The sequence below is a fragment of the Abyssibacter profundi genome, assembly GCF_003151135.1.
GTDB classification, from domain to species: Bacteria; Pseudomonadota; Gammaproteobacteria; order Nevskiales; family OUC007; genus Abyssibacter; species Abyssibacter profundi.
Genome location: NZ_QEQK01000007.1, coordinates 144,105 through 158,340, shown reverse-complemented (window position 1 = coordinate 158,340; position 14,236 = coordinate 144,105). Strand labels below are relative to the sequence as shown.

Annotated in this window: 12 protein-coding genes and 1 tRNA gene; 3 read left to right on the top strand and 10 right to left on the bottom strand. The window is 60.0% G+C overall.

Annotation, left to right across the window (positions count from 1 at the left end; all coding sequences use genetic code 11):
• Positions 1–521: 521 nt before the first annotated feature.
• The 3 genes from DEH80_RS09485 to DEH80_RS17180 are packed head-to-tail and all read left to right on the top strand — an operon-like array spanning position 522 to position 4,569.
• Entirely contained in the window at positions 522–2,771 is a 2,250-nt protein-coding gene (locus DEH80_RS09485) for a sensor histidine kinase (protein WP_109720251.1), read from the top strand.
• Positions 2,768–3,883 (top strand): hypothetical protein, encoded by a 1,116-nt coding sequence (locus DEH80_RS09480; RefSeq protein WP_109720250.1) that lies wholly within the window; start codon positions 2,768–2,770, stop codon positions 3,881–3,883. The genes DEH80_RS09485 and DEH80_RS09480 overlap by 4 nt, the downstream gene beginning before the upstream one ends.
• Positions 3,883–4,569, top strand: coding sequence for a hypothetical protein (locus tag DEH80_RS17180; RefSeq protein ID WP_133249192.1), 687 nt, complete (start codon positions 3,883–3,885; stop codon positions 4,567–4,569). Before DEH80_RS09480 ends, DEH80_RS17180 begins: the two co-directional genes overlap by 1 nt.
• On the opposite strand, the gene DEH80_RS09470 is transcribed toward DEH80_RS17180, so the two are convergent.
• The 10 genes from DEH80_RS09470 to rpsU form a co-directional block, all read right to left on the bottom strand.
• Positions 4,566–6,329, bottom strand: coding sequence for an HsdM family class I SAM-dependent methyltransferase (locus DEH80_RS09470; protein WP_165831394.1), 1,764 nt, complete (start codon positions 6,327–6,329; stop codon positions 4,566–4,568). The two genes, DEH80_RS17180 and DEH80_RS09470, sit on opposite strands and share 4 nt — an antisense overlap.
• A 229-nt stretch (positions 6,330–6,558) precedes the next feature.
• A protein-coding gene (locus DEH80_RS09465) for an IS3 family transposase (RefSeq protein WP_109720247.1) occupies positions 6,559–7,715 on the bottom strand; the annotation gives its coding sequence in 2 pieces (ribosomal slippage) (positions 6,559–7,463 and positions 7,463–7,715; 1,158 coding nt in all).
• Positions 7,716–7,861: 146 nt separating this feature from the next.
• Positions 7,862–7,938: transfer RNA gene (locus DEH80_RS09460), tRNA-Ile, on the bottom strand.
• Between the two features lie 95 nt (positions 7,939–8,033).
• Positions 8,034–9,887 carry an RNA polymerase sigma factor RpoD gene (gene rpoD / locus DEH80_RS09455; protein ID WP_109720246.1) on the bottom strand — a complete coding sequence of 618 codons (1,854 nt, stop codon included), beginning with the start codon at positions 9,885–9,887 and terminating at the stop codon, positions 8,034–8,036.
• Between the two features lie 387 nt (positions 9,888–10,274).
• Positions 10,275–11,993, bottom strand: coding sequence for a DNA primase (gene dnaG / locus DEH80_RS09450; RefSeq protein ID WP_109720245.1), 1,719 nt, complete (start codon positions 11,991–11,993; stop codon positions 10,275–10,277).
• A gap of 23 nt (positions 11,994–12,016) precedes the next feature.
• On the bottom strand, positions 12,017–12,493 hold the full coding sequence (locus tag DEH80_RS09445; protein WP_109720349.1) for a glutathione peroxidase: 477 nt from the start codon (positions 12,491–12,493) through the stop codon (positions 12,017–12,019).
• An 80-nt stretch (positions 12,494–12,573) separates the two neighbouring features.
• Positions 12,574–13,140, bottom strand: coding sequence for a hypothetical protein (locus DEH80_RS09440; RefSeq protein WP_133249191.1), 567 nt, complete (start codon positions 13,138–13,140; stop codon positions 12,574–12,576).
• A gap of 32 nt (positions 13,141–13,172) precedes the next feature.
• The gene (locus DEH80_RS09435) at positions 13,173–13,358 is read right to left on the bottom strand and encodes a hypothetical protein (protein ID WP_109720243.1); all 186 of its coding nucleotides are present in this window, start codon (positions 13,356–13,358) and stop codon (positions 13,173–13,175) included.
• A 73-nt stretch (positions 13,359–13,431) separates the two neighbouring features.
• Positions 13,432–13,881, bottom strand: coding sequence for a GatB/YqeY domain-containing protein (locus DEH80_RS09430; RefSeq protein ID WP_109720242.1), 450 nt, complete (start codon positions 13,879–13,881; stop codon positions 13,432–13,434).
• Positions 13,882–13,981: 100 nt separating this feature from the next.
• Entirely contained in the window at positions 13,982–14,197 is a 216-nt protein-coding gene (gene rpsU, locus DEH80_RS09425; protein WP_109720241.1) for a 30S ribosomal protein S21, read from the bottom strand.
• Positions 14,198–14,236 lie beyond the last annotated feature (39 nt).

Genomic DNA, 14,236 nt, shown 5'->3' with positions numbered 1-14,236 from the left:
CCGGGAAGAATGACTCGGGCTCGACGGGGCACGGTGGAGTCACCTGACCTGCGAGGTCTTTTTAGGTGTGCTGAAGCGCGAGCGCAACAACAAGCAGCGGCACCAGAGCCAGGACCAGGCCAGAACCGAAGTTTTTCGCTACATCAAGGCCTTCCGCAGCCTGAGAATGCGCCGTAGGCTCCAAGCTCAGGAACAGAAGTTTTCAGCCTTGTTCAAACCTTCCGTGTAAACGGGTGGTAAACCATTCACCGCTACAAGATTATGACTGATGCCAACCACGCACATGCAGGCGCGCGTTGCAAATACGGGTCGGTGGTGATCCGGTTTACTCATGAGAAGAAACCAAATACGGCCATCCCCTCCGACCTTCTCTACGTCTGCAACCGGTTCCAAGCAGCCGTAATGGCGATAAGTGCACCTCGATGGTCTCGGAACGGGTGCGGAAGGTCGTGAAGATCGATTGGCACATGATTGATGCTCATACTATTGTTCTCTAACTCTATATCGCAGGCATATCCTGAGTGACAGACAAGAAAATTCGCGCGCTGATCGAGCTGGAACTCCAGAAGTCTGATCCCGATTGGGCTTTGATCGAAAACGCTAGCCGCGGTCAGGTCGACAGTAATCCGAGCACGGTTCGCTTCACGGTCGACGCGGGGCATATTCAACGCCTCGGAGCGGAGCTGGTCGGAAAGCAGGACACAGCGCTTTCGGAATTGATCAAGAACGCCTTCGATTCAGACGCTACGTCTGTGACATTGGATTTTAAAGATCAAGATCAAGCCGGGGGGTCTTTAACAATCACCGACAACGGGTCTGGTATGAGCGACGATGTGATCCGATCCAGCTGGATGCGGATTTCAACAGCATCAAAAGTCGATCAGCCATTGTCTCCGATCTTCCGTCGTGTCCGTGCTGGGCGGAAAGGGATTGGTCGTTTTTCGGTGCAACGCTTGGGAAAGAGGCTGCGATTGGAAACCCGGCCGCGCGGAAGCCGAGATGGTTTCCGAGTCTTCTTCAATTGGGATGAGGAATTTCAACCAGGGCGCGATCTACACGATGTGTTCAATCGAATTGAAAGATTCGACAAAGCTCCAGATCACGTCGGCACCACGCTCGAGATCGAGGATCTGAGGGATGCTTGGAACGATAAGGCCATCTCCCGCGTGTGGCGATCAGTACTCCTCCTCCAGCCGCCCTTTCCGATTTCTCGCCGTGCTTCCGACGTTGTGGGTCGCGTGCAGGATCCAGGGTTTGCCGTTGTCATCAATGGCACGTCGCGCGCGGAAAAGAGCGTTCAGTTCTCGATCGATCAATCTTTCCTCTCCCAGGCTATCGCCACAATCACTGCGTCGGTAGACGGCTCGGGCGTCGCAACGGTTCGATTGGTGTCGTCTAAGTTGGGAGTGGATGATGCTCAAACCTTTCCGGAGCAATATCTCTTAACAGGCCCCGTAGAATTTACAACGCATTACTTCATATACAGTTCTAGCACCTTGTCTGGAATGACGCAGAGTGCAGCTGCCGAGATGGGCCGGACCTTCGGTGGCATAAGGATTTACCGGAATGGTTTCCGGGTTCTTCCCTACGGTCAGGCCTCGGATGACTGGCTTCAATTGGATCTCGATGTATCACGCCGCGATCTGCTGGTTCCGGCGAACAATCGAAACTTTTTTGGGCACGTCGAGCTGACAACCGACTGCAACCCTCTCTTTGAGGAGACGAGTAGCCGGGAGGGCTTGCTGGAGAACGAAGCCTTTCATGAACTCCGCAGGTTCGTGCGCAACGCGGTCGAATGGTCGGCGAAGCGGATAGCGGCTACACGAAACCGGAAGCAGGACGCCGGACAAAAGGACTTTGTCGCTCAGCCTCGCCGCCCATCAGAAGTCTTGCAGGGGCTGCTCGATGAGCAGGGAGCGGCCACAAAGGGCGGCGTCTCCGCTGAGGCCTTGGCTGCTGCCGCTGCCGCAGCCTCTGATTACGAGGAAAAAATCGAGAAGGAGCGCGCAGCAGCACTTGAATATGAGGAAATGTTGAGGCTTCTGGCGTCGCTCGGTTTATCGATCAGTGTATTCGGACACGAGGTGAAGGGTGCCGAGACTTCTCTGTCTGCTCGCCTCGCCTTGCTGGCTGATGCTATTGCGGAGGTTGGCGACGTAACTTTGCGACGCCGCCTCGAGCGACAGCAAAGCCAACTCCAAGCAGCATCCGCGAGGCTGTTCGACATCGGAGGATACATCGCCGGACTGATGTCTAGCACCGAGAGCCGTGAGCTGCGTTCACTGTCCGTGCTTGGTGCCCTAAATCGGTTTGCCGATCAGTTCTCGAACTACATGCGCAAGCAACAAGTGGCCTTTCAAATTGACGTCCGACCGTCGACCCTCCGAACGACATTGATGCACGCAAGCGAACTCGACTCTGTTCTCCTAAACTTCCTGACCAATTCGATCAAATCGATGCGGCAGGCTAAGGTCGCAAAGCGTAAGGTCCGTATGGACGCCCGCGCCGATGGCGCGCATGTTGTTATCGGATTTGAAGACAACGGCCTCGGCATCGACGAGAAATCTCGCGCGCGGGTATTCGACGCCTTCTATACGACGACCATGGCGGCCGATGACGATGGTATCGCCGGGCCCGGGACGGGCCTTGGTCTAAGAATTGTGTCAGACATCGCCGCTAGCTACGGGGGGAACGCCGTAGTTGTGGACCCTTCCGCAGGATTCACTTGTCGGTTCGAGTTTCGGATTCTCGCAGAGGCCCCTTCGTCATGACCTATCACGGCGTGTTCGTTGACGACGAGGATGATGTCTTCGCCGAACAACTGTCGACCCACGGTCAGCTTGAGATAGAGTTCCTTGCCGTACAGGAGCCGACAGCCTTGGCCCGCGCAATCCGCGACAAGCAACCGATGTTAGTCGCTCTCGACTATCGGTTGGACGAGGCCCCGGCTGGTCTTCCAGCCGATCAAACCTTCAAGGGCAGCGCCCTGGCGCAACATCTCCGCGATGCCTCAATCGAGGCGCCCGAGCGAGATTTCGCCATCGTTCTGGTATCCGCCGAGGACAAGATACGAACCCTTTTCCAACCAGATCAGACGGCTCACGATTTATTCGACCGCGTCTATGTGAAAGATCAAATTAACGACCAACGCCGCACGGTCAGGCGAGAGTTGCTGAGTCTTTGCGCCGCCTACGATTGCCTTCGCCACAAGCAAGGGCACTATGACCTCGCCGAGCTTATGTCAGCAGAGCCTGATGACCGGCACGCGATCGACATCCAGGCATTGACTCTGCATCTGGCAGAGGCTAAAGCACCGCATCTTGCGGTCAAGCTGATCTTGAACAAATTAATTGATCGGCCAGGCCCGCTTCTCGATCTGGACGATGTCTGTGCCCACTTGGGTGTCAGCCTTGAAAGCGGGTTAAAGCTTGCGGAGGTGCTCGAGTCGCACCGTGCCAATTATCGCGGGCTGTTTGGCGACGCTTGGCCGCGATGGTGGAGTCACCGTGTCGAAGCCTTCGCTTTAGAAGTATTTTCGACTCGCGCGACAGGGTTAGCGGCTTCCGAGCGAGCCCGTCTCCTGACCGAACGGTTCGGGTCGCGCTTCGAGGCGGCTATTTCGCCTTGGAGCGGTTCTGAAGATGAGCTCGTCGCGATAGCGTGTGCTTCATGCCGTCGGGGGATTGAGATGAGGCATTCGGTGGCGGCTTTCGAGGCCGATTTACCAAGGTTCGCAAGACGTCGGCGAATTTGCTGGGACTGTGTCCAAACCGACCGATATCTTCAAGCTGCACCTGCGTTGGTGATCGATGAAATTGATGCAAGTCTTGCGCATGAGGTTCGCGGTAGGGCTCGGCCTGACAACCAAAACCGGGAAGACTGATGCCGATTACAGCGGAGTCAGCAGGTGACGCGCTCTCCGTAGTCGCGAACAAGTTGCTTCACAGCGAAATTGTCGAACCGGAAGGCTATACTGTTTTGTCTCGGATCTCGGGCGAATTGAAGCGGCACAAGAATGCCGTCTCGTGGGTAACCGAAGTTGATCGGGGCGACCCCATTCGTTTCGTCAAACATAAAGACAGGGGTGGCAAGACAATTGCTCCTGCTATCACGGCCAAGAAGATCTGGGTTGACCAGAAAGAGCGAACAACTCCGCCGTTCGCCTCCCTTGATCTGGCGTTGGAGATTGATGACGATCAAGGCAATCCCGTATCACGATGGCACCTTGACCTCGCCAACGTACACGGCGGCGTGGCGCAAAATGGTCCTCTCTTTCACCTTCAGTATGGCGGCCATCACCACGATGCTGGCCATCTCGACCATCCGCTTCGAGTGCCCCGCTGGTGTCATCCGCCGATGGAGCTCGCCTTGCTAAGCGAATTGGTCGCGGCAAACTTCTATGAGGCGAATTGGTTGGATATGCGAGATGATCCGAACTGGTGCCGGGCGATCACGCTGTTTCAAAAGCTCTGCTATAAGCATTATGCTCAGCGACTAACAAGTTCTCTGTCGCAAAGCTCTACGACCACCCTAAACACGATGTGGGCGAGCGCTTGGCGAGACTCTTAGCGACTGGCTGTTCGAGATTGCGGCCGCCGCCGCAGACGGATATCGAGCAGCATCTTCGAGAGGGTTTCGGTCGCACTGTCAGGCAAACCCGGGGCTTTCATGATCAAGGCGTCGGCGGCAGCTGTCGCTTCGTCCCGCCTGCCTGCCCTCAACAAACGATCGATCCTCTCGAAGGCGGTGTTAATCGAGCGTACGGTCAGACCTGCTGGCACTAGCATCCGAATGCGCTCGGCTTCGCGGGGCTCATGCTTCAACACCCCCGATCCATAACGCCGCCCGACCATTTCAGCGGAAACCTGAGCAAATGTCGTCAGCATCGAGACCGCAACCAGTCGCCGACTCAGCTGTGACATGTTCTCCCGGAAATAGACGCGATGGATTGTGTTGGTGTTGGTTAGGCCGTCTGGGTTCAGCACTAGTCTGGGGCCGAAGTGGTGCATGACCGGGAAGAAGGCATCTGGAACCCTGCCGTCGTTGGGCTGCCACCAGATCTTGCGCTTGCGGAAGGTACTTGTTTTCACCCGTGCGGCCTTGTCGAAGGTTTCGTGATACGCGACTAAGGGCGCTGAGCGTTCGTTTCCGGGGCGGCCGACGAGATAACACCGGGCACCGCTACCTGCTAAATTTTCATGATCCGTCGAGGTGTAGGAGACCCCCGGAGCGGCAAGAAACTTGGCTAGGATGGGTGTACAGTCGAGCGCATCAAGGCCAGCATCCTCCACTTCATCTATCGACAGGACGAAGAACTTGTTAGCCCCCGTAACGAGGCCGATCCGTACGTTCGCGATATCGCCGAAGGTGATGCAGTCTTGACGAGCCTCGATCGCGGTCAGTAGCGCACGCTCACGGGTATTGAGGCTCAAAGACGCCGGCCTAGCTTCTTCGATCTGGCAGGCGACTCGCTTTCCACCATCCCACTTGCCGATCATACGGATCAGGTCGGACAAGGTAGTTGCTTCAGCGAGCTGGATCGGTGCTGGGGCTTCAGTCGATCCGTATCCGTCTGCTAGCAGGACAACAGTCTCCTCGTTCGTCCCAGCATCAAGGAAGATACGTTCGCGCAGGACAATTGCCGAGGTACGTTCGAATGAAGAGGCAAGGTACCTCCGGATAGGCTTCGCGTAGTCGGCTTGTAGAAAGGCTCCAGGCAAGACCCACGCCATCCGTCCTTTCGGGGCAAGAAACGATACAGCGTGCGCGATGAAATAGGCCCAAAGGCTTGCGCGACCGCCAATTCCCGCAATCGGCCACTCGCGGTTTGATAAGTTCTTCCGCAAGTTAGTGCCCAAGGCTTGGTAAGGAATGTAGGGTGGGTTGGCGAGAATGCCTGAGAAGCGATCTGGCCAAGGCGCGCCAGGAGACACAGACAAAAAGTCGGATTGGGAAAACCGTATCAGATCGACGGGCGTACCCAGCACGGCGGCCAAATAATCGAACGCTACTGGGTCGATATCGCATCCATAGATCTGGGACTTGGGAGATGCGCAACCTAGCGCCGACAGGCGGTTGCGAGCCGCTTGCAGGAAGCCGCAACCCCCGAAACTTGGTTCGAGCACGGTGTCAGACGCCGAGCGGATGACCCAATTTGACAGGATCTGGCTGAGGGCCACGGGAGTGTAGAACGCGCCCAGCTTACGTCGTTCCTCAAGTAAGCGATCATCTGTTCTGAACGAAGCTGCTCTCAAGACGAATCCCTCACTTCTTTTCTGCCATGGTTGGTTCTCCCGCTTTGGAATGTTAGTTGAGCTAAGTGCATCCAATCTCAATACGCAACTGGCAGTGGGATTACTTCGGGTCACCATAAAGGTGCCATGCTTCGGTAAGCGCCCAGCAATTCCGCCTTTGTCGTAGCCTCGAGTCGCTTGAACCTGACGAGGCCGAAACTGCTCGTGCGTTCGTAGCTAATTGTAGGGTCCCGCAGCGTATCTCGCGAAGCAACCGAATGGTCGCTGTGCGAGTTGCGTAAGCGCCTATAGAGGGGTTTGGGTTCTACCCCGTTTCCACGGACGGTTTGAAAAGGTCTGAAAACTTTCGATCTTGCCTGGCGACTCTGCGCCGCATCCGAGGATTGTGAAATCGCTCGATGTAGTCAAATACGTCGGCCTTGGCGGCATCCAGGCTCGGGTACCTCGCGTGATGGACACGGTCACGCTTGAGCAATCCGAAGAAGCCCTCGCAGGCGGCGTTGTCGCCACAATGGCCAACGGCACTCATTGAGCAGATCAGCGTATTGCGCTTGAGAAATCGTTGGTAATCACCGCTGCGGAATTGGCTGCCGCGGTCCGAATGCAAGATCACAGAGCTGCTGCCTTGCCGCTGCCAGATCGCCATCTCGACCGCTCGCAGCACCATCTGCCGATCCTGACGGTGATGCATCGACCAGCCGATCACCAGCTTGCTGAAGAGATCAATCACAACACACAGGAAGAGCTTTCCTTCGCCGGTCGGGATCTCGGTGATATCCGTGACCCACTTGGCTTCCGGCTCCAGTGCCGTGAAATCACGCTCCAGTAGATTCTCCACACCAGGCTCGGGCAAGCTGGGTTGACCCTTCTGGCCACGCATCTTCTTACGCGGCCGACCCTGCAAGCCATCGGCGGCCATTACGCGAGCGACCCGGTTTAGGCTCGCTGTCTCGCCTTCCTCGACCAGGTCTTCCCACATGCGTGGGGCGCCGATCGCACCTTGGCTGTCCTCGTGCATCTGCCGCATCCGCACCAGCAGACGCTCATTGTCGCGCTGCCGAGCACTCGGCGGGCGATCAACCCAACCGTAATAGCCGCTCGGCGAAACCTGCAGACAGCGGCACATTATGCGGATTGGAAACTCATCGCGACAACGCCAGATCGCCTGATATCTCAGGACGATTCCTTGGCAAAGAACGTTGCCGCTTTTGCTAAAAAATCCCGTTCCTTCTTGACCCGCGCCAGCTCGCGCTTCAGGCGCATCAACTCGGCATCTCGAGCGGATCCGGTACCACCGAATGCCGCCAAACCAGCTGCCTCGGCTTCCCGTCGCCAGCGGGTCAGCAGATTGGCGCCAATCTCAAGCTCACGGGCAACCTGCGCACACGTCACACCCGGCTGATAGGTCTGCTCCACAGCCCCTTGCTTGAACTCTCGACTGAACTTCCTACGCTTCGACATAAACACTCCTTTGGCCCAGTATCAGGCTTCTTGAAAGTGTCCGCGAGAACGGGGTAGAACCCCCAACTGTAAGTGGCGGCATAATGTGGCCGAGTGGCCAGCTTATGAGCCGATCGTCACAGTGCGATATAACTCTTTGAAATATATGGTGGGCCCACCAGGACTTGAACCTGGAACCAACGGATTATGAGTCCGCTGCTCTAACCAATTGAGCTATAGGCCCATCGTGTTGTTGCGGGGTGGTCGCGTTGCACGCCACCCGGTCTGACAAGAAAACGCCCCGGCGGACCGGGGCGTTGATTCTACCCTGTCGGGCGCCTAGTTCTCGTCGAGGAAGCTCTTGAGGTAGGTCGCACGGCTGGGGTGACGCAGTTTGCGCAGGGCCTTGGCTTCGATCTGGCGGATACGCTCGCGTGTCACGTCGAACTGTTTGCCGACTTCTTCCAGCGTGTGGTCGGTGTTCATGTCGATGCCGAAGCGCATGCGCAGCACTTTGGCCTCACGCGGGGTGAGGCTGGCGAGGATTTCGTGCGTGGCTTCGCCCAGTGCTTCGGTGGTGGCCGAGTCCGCCGGTGATTCGGCGTTCTGGTCTTCGATGAAGTCGCCGAGGTGCGAATCTTCGTCGTCACCGATGGGCGTTTCCATTGAGATCGGTTCCTTGGCGATTTTCAGCACCTTACGAACCTTGTCTTCCGGCATCTCCATACGCTCGGCCAGCTCTTCCGGCGTGGGCTCGCGGCCCATTTCCTGCAGCATCTGGCGGGAGATGCGGTTGAGCTTGTTGATCGTTTCGATCATGTGGACCGGGATACGGATGGTCCGGGCCTGGTCGGCAATCGAGCGGGTAATGGCCTGGCGAATCCACCATGTGGCGTAGGTGGAGAACTTGAAGCCGCGGCGGAATTCGAACTTGTCCACGGCCTTCATCAGGCCGATGTTGCCTTCCTGGATCAGGTCCAGGAACTGCAGGCCGCGGTTGGTGTACTTCTTGGCAATCGAGATCACCAGGCGCAGGTTGGCCTCGACCATTTCCTTCTTGGCGCGACGGGCCTTGGCCTCGCCCAGCGACATCTTCTTGTAGATGTCGCGGATCTCGTCGACCGTGAGCATGGTGTCGGCTTCCATCTGGCTCATGCGGGCCATGATGCGATGCAGCTCTTCCACGTGCTGGTTGATGCCCGAGGAGTACTTGCGCTTGGCGCGCACGAGCTTGTCGACCCAGGCCTCGTTGGTGAGGTTGCCGGGGAAGCTGTCGATGAAGGTCTTGCGCGGCATGCCGGCGCGATTCACGCAGATGTCGAGGATCTCGCGCTCTGCGGTGCGGATCTTGTCGATGGCTTCACGCAGGTTGCCGGTCAGCTGGTCCGTGGTGCGCGGCGTGAGTTTGAAGCGCATGAACTCGCGCGCCAGTGTTTCGCGGGCCGCCTGGGTGTCCGGATGGCCGGTGCCCTTGGTTTCCAGCAGTTTGACGACCTTGTCGAAATGGCCTTGCAGGGCTTCGAAGGCGGCGCGGCATTCCTCCGGATCAGGGCCGGTGTCGACCGGCTTCTCGTCCTTCGAATCGTCGTCGTCATCGTCGCCGTCTGACCCGGAATCATCGTCGCTGTTCTTTTCGTCTTCCGGCTCTTCGTTGACCACCGGGTCGCCGGTGTCCGGGTCGACGAAGCCGACCATGAAGTCGGTCAGGCGGCGGTCGCCATCTTCGACCTTCTGCCATTCTTCCAACAGGATGGCGACGGTTTCGGGATGAAAGGCCAGGGCGTACATGGCCTCGGCCAGGCCTTCTTCGATGCGCTTGGCGATGCGAATTTCGCCCTGGCGGTCCAGCAGCTCAACCGTGCCCATCTCGCGCATGTACATACGCACGGGGTCGGTGGTGCGACCGAGTTCCGAATCAAGCGCGGCCAGGGTGGCGGCGGCTTCTTCGGCGGCTTCGTCGTCATCCTCGTCGTCGGTGACGGGGTTGTCCGCCATCATCAACTGATCTTCGTCCGGCGCTTCTTCGTGCACCGTGATGCCCATGTCGGCAATCATGTTGACGATGTCTTCGATCTGCTCGGGGTCGACGATGTCGTCCGGCAGGTGATCGTTGACTTCGGCGTAGGTGAGGTAGCCCTTCTCTTTGCCTCGGGCGATCAGCGCTTTGAGCTGAGATTGCTTCTCGACGGTCATAGGATCCGGTCTTAAAAGTAGGAAGCCGGCGCTAAGACGCCGGCAGAACACGCCATTTTACTGAGCCATTACCAGCTTAGGCAAGGCGCGGCAAGACCTGCCGCCATCGACAAGGGATGCGAGGCCAGCGATCACGCGCGGGCCCAGGCAGGTTGTGCCGGCTTGTAGGCCGGTTGGCTCAGTGCAAAAGCACCTGGACGGTCAGGCCCGTAGACGGCGCAAACTGCGCGTGTCTTCAGGCGACGTCCCAGCGTGTTAAGGCCCGATCGGCATCGAGGGTGTGGACTGCAAGCCACTGCGAATCGTCGTCGCAAAGCCCGGGCGCCCTCACGCGGCCTAGTTAGATAGGGGGTGATTTTCGAAGTTCAAGGGGCGGGGCGAAAAAAATTATCCACGCTGGTAGCCGGCGCGCAGCTCGTCGCGCTCGGCCTGGGTCAGTTCCCGTTCCTGTGCCAGCTGCATCAGGGTTTGGACACGCTGTTTGGCGTTGTCCGCGACGATGCGTTTCAGCACTTCCCGAAAGTCGGCCGCTGCGTCGAAACCCGGTGGAAACGGCGGGCCGGCAAGCACATCGTCCAGCGTGGCCTCGTCCGGTTCGCCGCGCAGGCGTTCGGTGTACTGGGCGGCCGTGAGCTGCGGGTTAGCGGCAAACGCGTGCAGTAGCTGTTCCAGAAACTGCTGACCGGGGTCATCGGCCAGGCGCGGGATCTCGGGCAGCTCGGCGGCCAGGGCCGGTTGTTCCAGCAACGCGCGCGCGGCGCGGCGCAGGCGTGGCGTCAGGGTGGGGGCTTCGAATTCGTCGGCCCCGGCGTCGGGTGTGGGCTCCGGCGCCCGGGGCGGTGGTGGCGGGGCCACGGCGGTCATGTCGTGGATGTCGAAGCCAACAATTTGCGACACCTGTTGCTCCAGCCCCTTGCGGAACGCGCCCGGCGCCAGGGCTTCGAGGTGCGGCGTGGCCAGCGCAACCAATCGGGCGCGGCCGTCGACCGAGGACAGGTCGACCTGCTCGGTCAGCTGGTCCAGGAGGAACTGCGACAGCGGTTCGGCCTCGGCCACACGGGTGTTGAACGCCTCCGGCCCCTCTTTGCGCACCAGCGTGTCGGGATCTTCGCCGTCGGGCAGAAACAGCAGGCGAATTTCGCGGCCGTCGCGCATGGCGGGCAGTGCGCGCTCCACGGCGCGCCAACCGGCCTCGCGGCCCGCCCGGTCGCCGTCAAAACACAGCACGATGCGCGAGGTGGAGCGGAACATCAGATTGATGTGCTCCGTGGTGGTCGCCGTGCCCAGGGTGGCCACCGCGCAGTGAATGCCGAACTGCGACAGCGCGACCACATCCATGTAGCCCTCGACAACCAGCAGGTGTTCCAGCGTCTTGTTGGCCTGGCGGGCCTCGTACAGGCCGTAGAGCTGGTTGCCCTTGTGGAACACCGGGGTTTCGGGCGAGTTCAGATACTTGGGTTTTTCGTCGCCAAAGGCCCGGCCGCCAAAGCCAACGACCCGGCCGCGCAGGTCGTGGATGGGAAAGGTCACGCGATCCCGAAACCGGTCATAGGCACGGCCATCATCCTTGCGGATGGCCAGGCCCGCCTGGGTGGCAATGCGGCTGTCGCCCACGGCGTCGGTAACGGTTTGCCAGGCGTCGGGTGCGTAGCCGATGCCGAAGCGCTTGGCGGTTTGGCCATCAAGCCCCCGGCCCTTGAGGTAGTCGATGGCCTTGGGCGAGCTCCGCAGTGCCCGCGCAAAAATCTGCTGGGCGGTCGTCAATGCCTCCCAGATGCGCGGGTCGATGCGCGGGCCGCTGTCGGCGGCGTCCACCGGCACCTCGACACCCGCCAGCTTGGCCAACTCGTCCACCGCATCGCGAAACTCCAGGCGGTCGTACTCCATCAAGAAGCTGATGGCCGTGCCATGCGCCCCGCAGCCGAAGCAGTGATAGAACTGCTTGGTGGGCGAGACCGTGAAGCTGGGCGATTTTTCGTCGTGGAACGGGCAGCAGGCGGCGTACTCGCTGCCCTGGCGTTTGAGCGGCACGCGGCCGTCGATGAGCTGGACGATATCCGTCCGCGCCAGCAGGTCGTCGAGAAAGTTTTGCGGGATTCGGGCCACGCGGGGGCTCGGCAGTGATGAGGCTAGAGCAGGGCTTCGATGTCCTGGGTCAGCGAGGCCGGCTTGTCGGTGGGGGCGTAGCGCTTCACCACCTCGCCCTGGCCGTCGACCAGAAACTTGGTGAAGTTCCACTTGATGCCTTGTGAGCCCAGCACGCCGGGCTTGGCCTGCTTAAGGTGCTGGTACAGCGGGTGGGCGTTGTCGCCATTGACCTCGATCTTGGCGAACATCGGGAAACTGACGTTATAGGTCAGCGAGCAGAACGACTTGATCTCCTCTTCGTCGCCCGGCTCCTGGTGGCCAAACTGATCGCAGGGAAAGCCCAGAACCGCAAAGCCCTGGTCCTTGTACTGCTGGTAGAGCGCTTCCAGGCCTTCGTACTGCGGCGTGAAGCCACACTTACTCGCGGTGTTGACGATGAGCAGCGGCTGGCCCTTGTAGTCGGCGAGCGACTGCTCCGTGCCGTCAATGGTCTGGGCGGAAAAGTCGTAGATGGACATGGTGGCTCGCAGCGCGAAATGGACCGGCATTCTAGCCTGCCCGGCCCCGTCGGCTTAGATGAGCAGGTGGGTGGGTCCGTCTAGAGCGGTTTGTCCACGCACTGGGCCACCGGCTCGGCATGGCAGTCGCAACGAGCTTCCGCGTCTGATGCGCAACTGACCCTGTGCCATTGGCCATCACACTGAATGCGGCAAGAGCGGGCGGCTTCGGCTGGGGCGGGTAGCCCGCCGGGAGCGGCGTGGATGTCGGGTTGAGCGATGACTAGGTCTTCGCCGTGGCGACGCTCGCAGCCACGCGCCCCCGGCGTGCGGGCACACCGCCAAGGGTCGTCTTTGGTGGTGTCGCTGTTGCCGGGCGATGCGGTCTGCGTGGCGAGGGCGACCGGCTGTTCCGTTGTGGCGGCTGCCGGGGCCGCCGATTCGTTGTCCAGTTCGCCGTCTGCGACATGGGTGGCTCTGCGCAGACCCTCGTCAGGGCTGGGCTGGGGCTGGAAGACGTGGTTCAGGGTTTGCGCCAGTTCCGACGCCGAGCCTAAGGAGACTGGAGTATGCAAGCCGCCGCCCGCGCCGGTGGTGACGCAGGCACTCAGGGCCGCCGCCAGCATTGCAAGGGCGATGTTGCGGCCATGGCGTGTCGTAGAGCTCATGCGCCGATCATGCGATGGGCGATGGGCGGGCTTCAACCTGCGGGTGAGCCGGGTTTGCCCGGTGTCCAGGCCGGTGGATCACTGGCCGGGAAGGATTCGTCGCCGGCTTCATCGGCCAGCGCGTCCTCCTTCGCTTCGTGGTCGGGCGCGTGGCTTTCCGCTGCGTCGTCGGAATCCCGGTTTCGGGTCGACGGGTGCTTGGGGCCAGGTTGGGGCATGCGGTCTCCGGCAGCGTGTGGTGTCTGCTGCAGAAGACCGCGGATGGCCGGTGGTGTTCCGGCGCAGGCTGAATTAGCCCGCCAGGCGGGCTTTAATCTTGGCCGAGAGCGCGGACATGTCGGTGCGGCCGGCGACCTTGGGCTTGAGCTGGCCCATGACCTTGCCCATGTCGCGCATGGATTCGGCGCCGGTGTCGGCCATGGCCTGTTCGATCAGCGCATCGATCTCCGCTTCATCCAGCTGGGCGGGCAGATAAGGCGTCAGCAGTGCGGCTTCGGCGGCTTCCTGATCCGCCAATTCGGGACGATCACCCGCGCGATACTGGGCTTCGGCTTCGCGGCGCTGCTTGACCAGCTTTTCGACGATGGCCACCACGTCGTCGTCGGTGAGCTCGATGCGCTCATCGACTTCACGTTGCTTAATCGCGGCGGTGAGCATGCGGATCGTGGCCAGGCGCTCCTTGTCCTTCTCGCGCATGGCGGTCTTCATGTCGGCAGTGATGCGGTCCTTGAGTGCGGACATGGTGCTTCCTTGTCGTGTTCGGTGGCTTAAAACGAAACTAGCGGCTCGCGGCCGCTAGTCACTTCACGCAATGTAGGCGCTGCCAGCGCCCGGGCGGCCTCTAGTAGAGGCGCGTCCGGCGGGCCGTCTCGCGAGACAGCTTCTTGGCGTGGCGCTTAACCGCAGCGGCCTTCTTACGCTTGCGTTCCTGGCTCGGCTTTTCGAAGAACTCACGCTTCCGTACGTCCGACAGCACTCCGGCCTTCTCGCAGGTGCGCTTGAAACGGCGCAGGGCAACTTCGAAAGGCTCGTTTTCTTTGACGCGTACGGCTGGCATGTTGGGTACAACTCCGAGGCCTGTTAGCCAGGCTAGGTT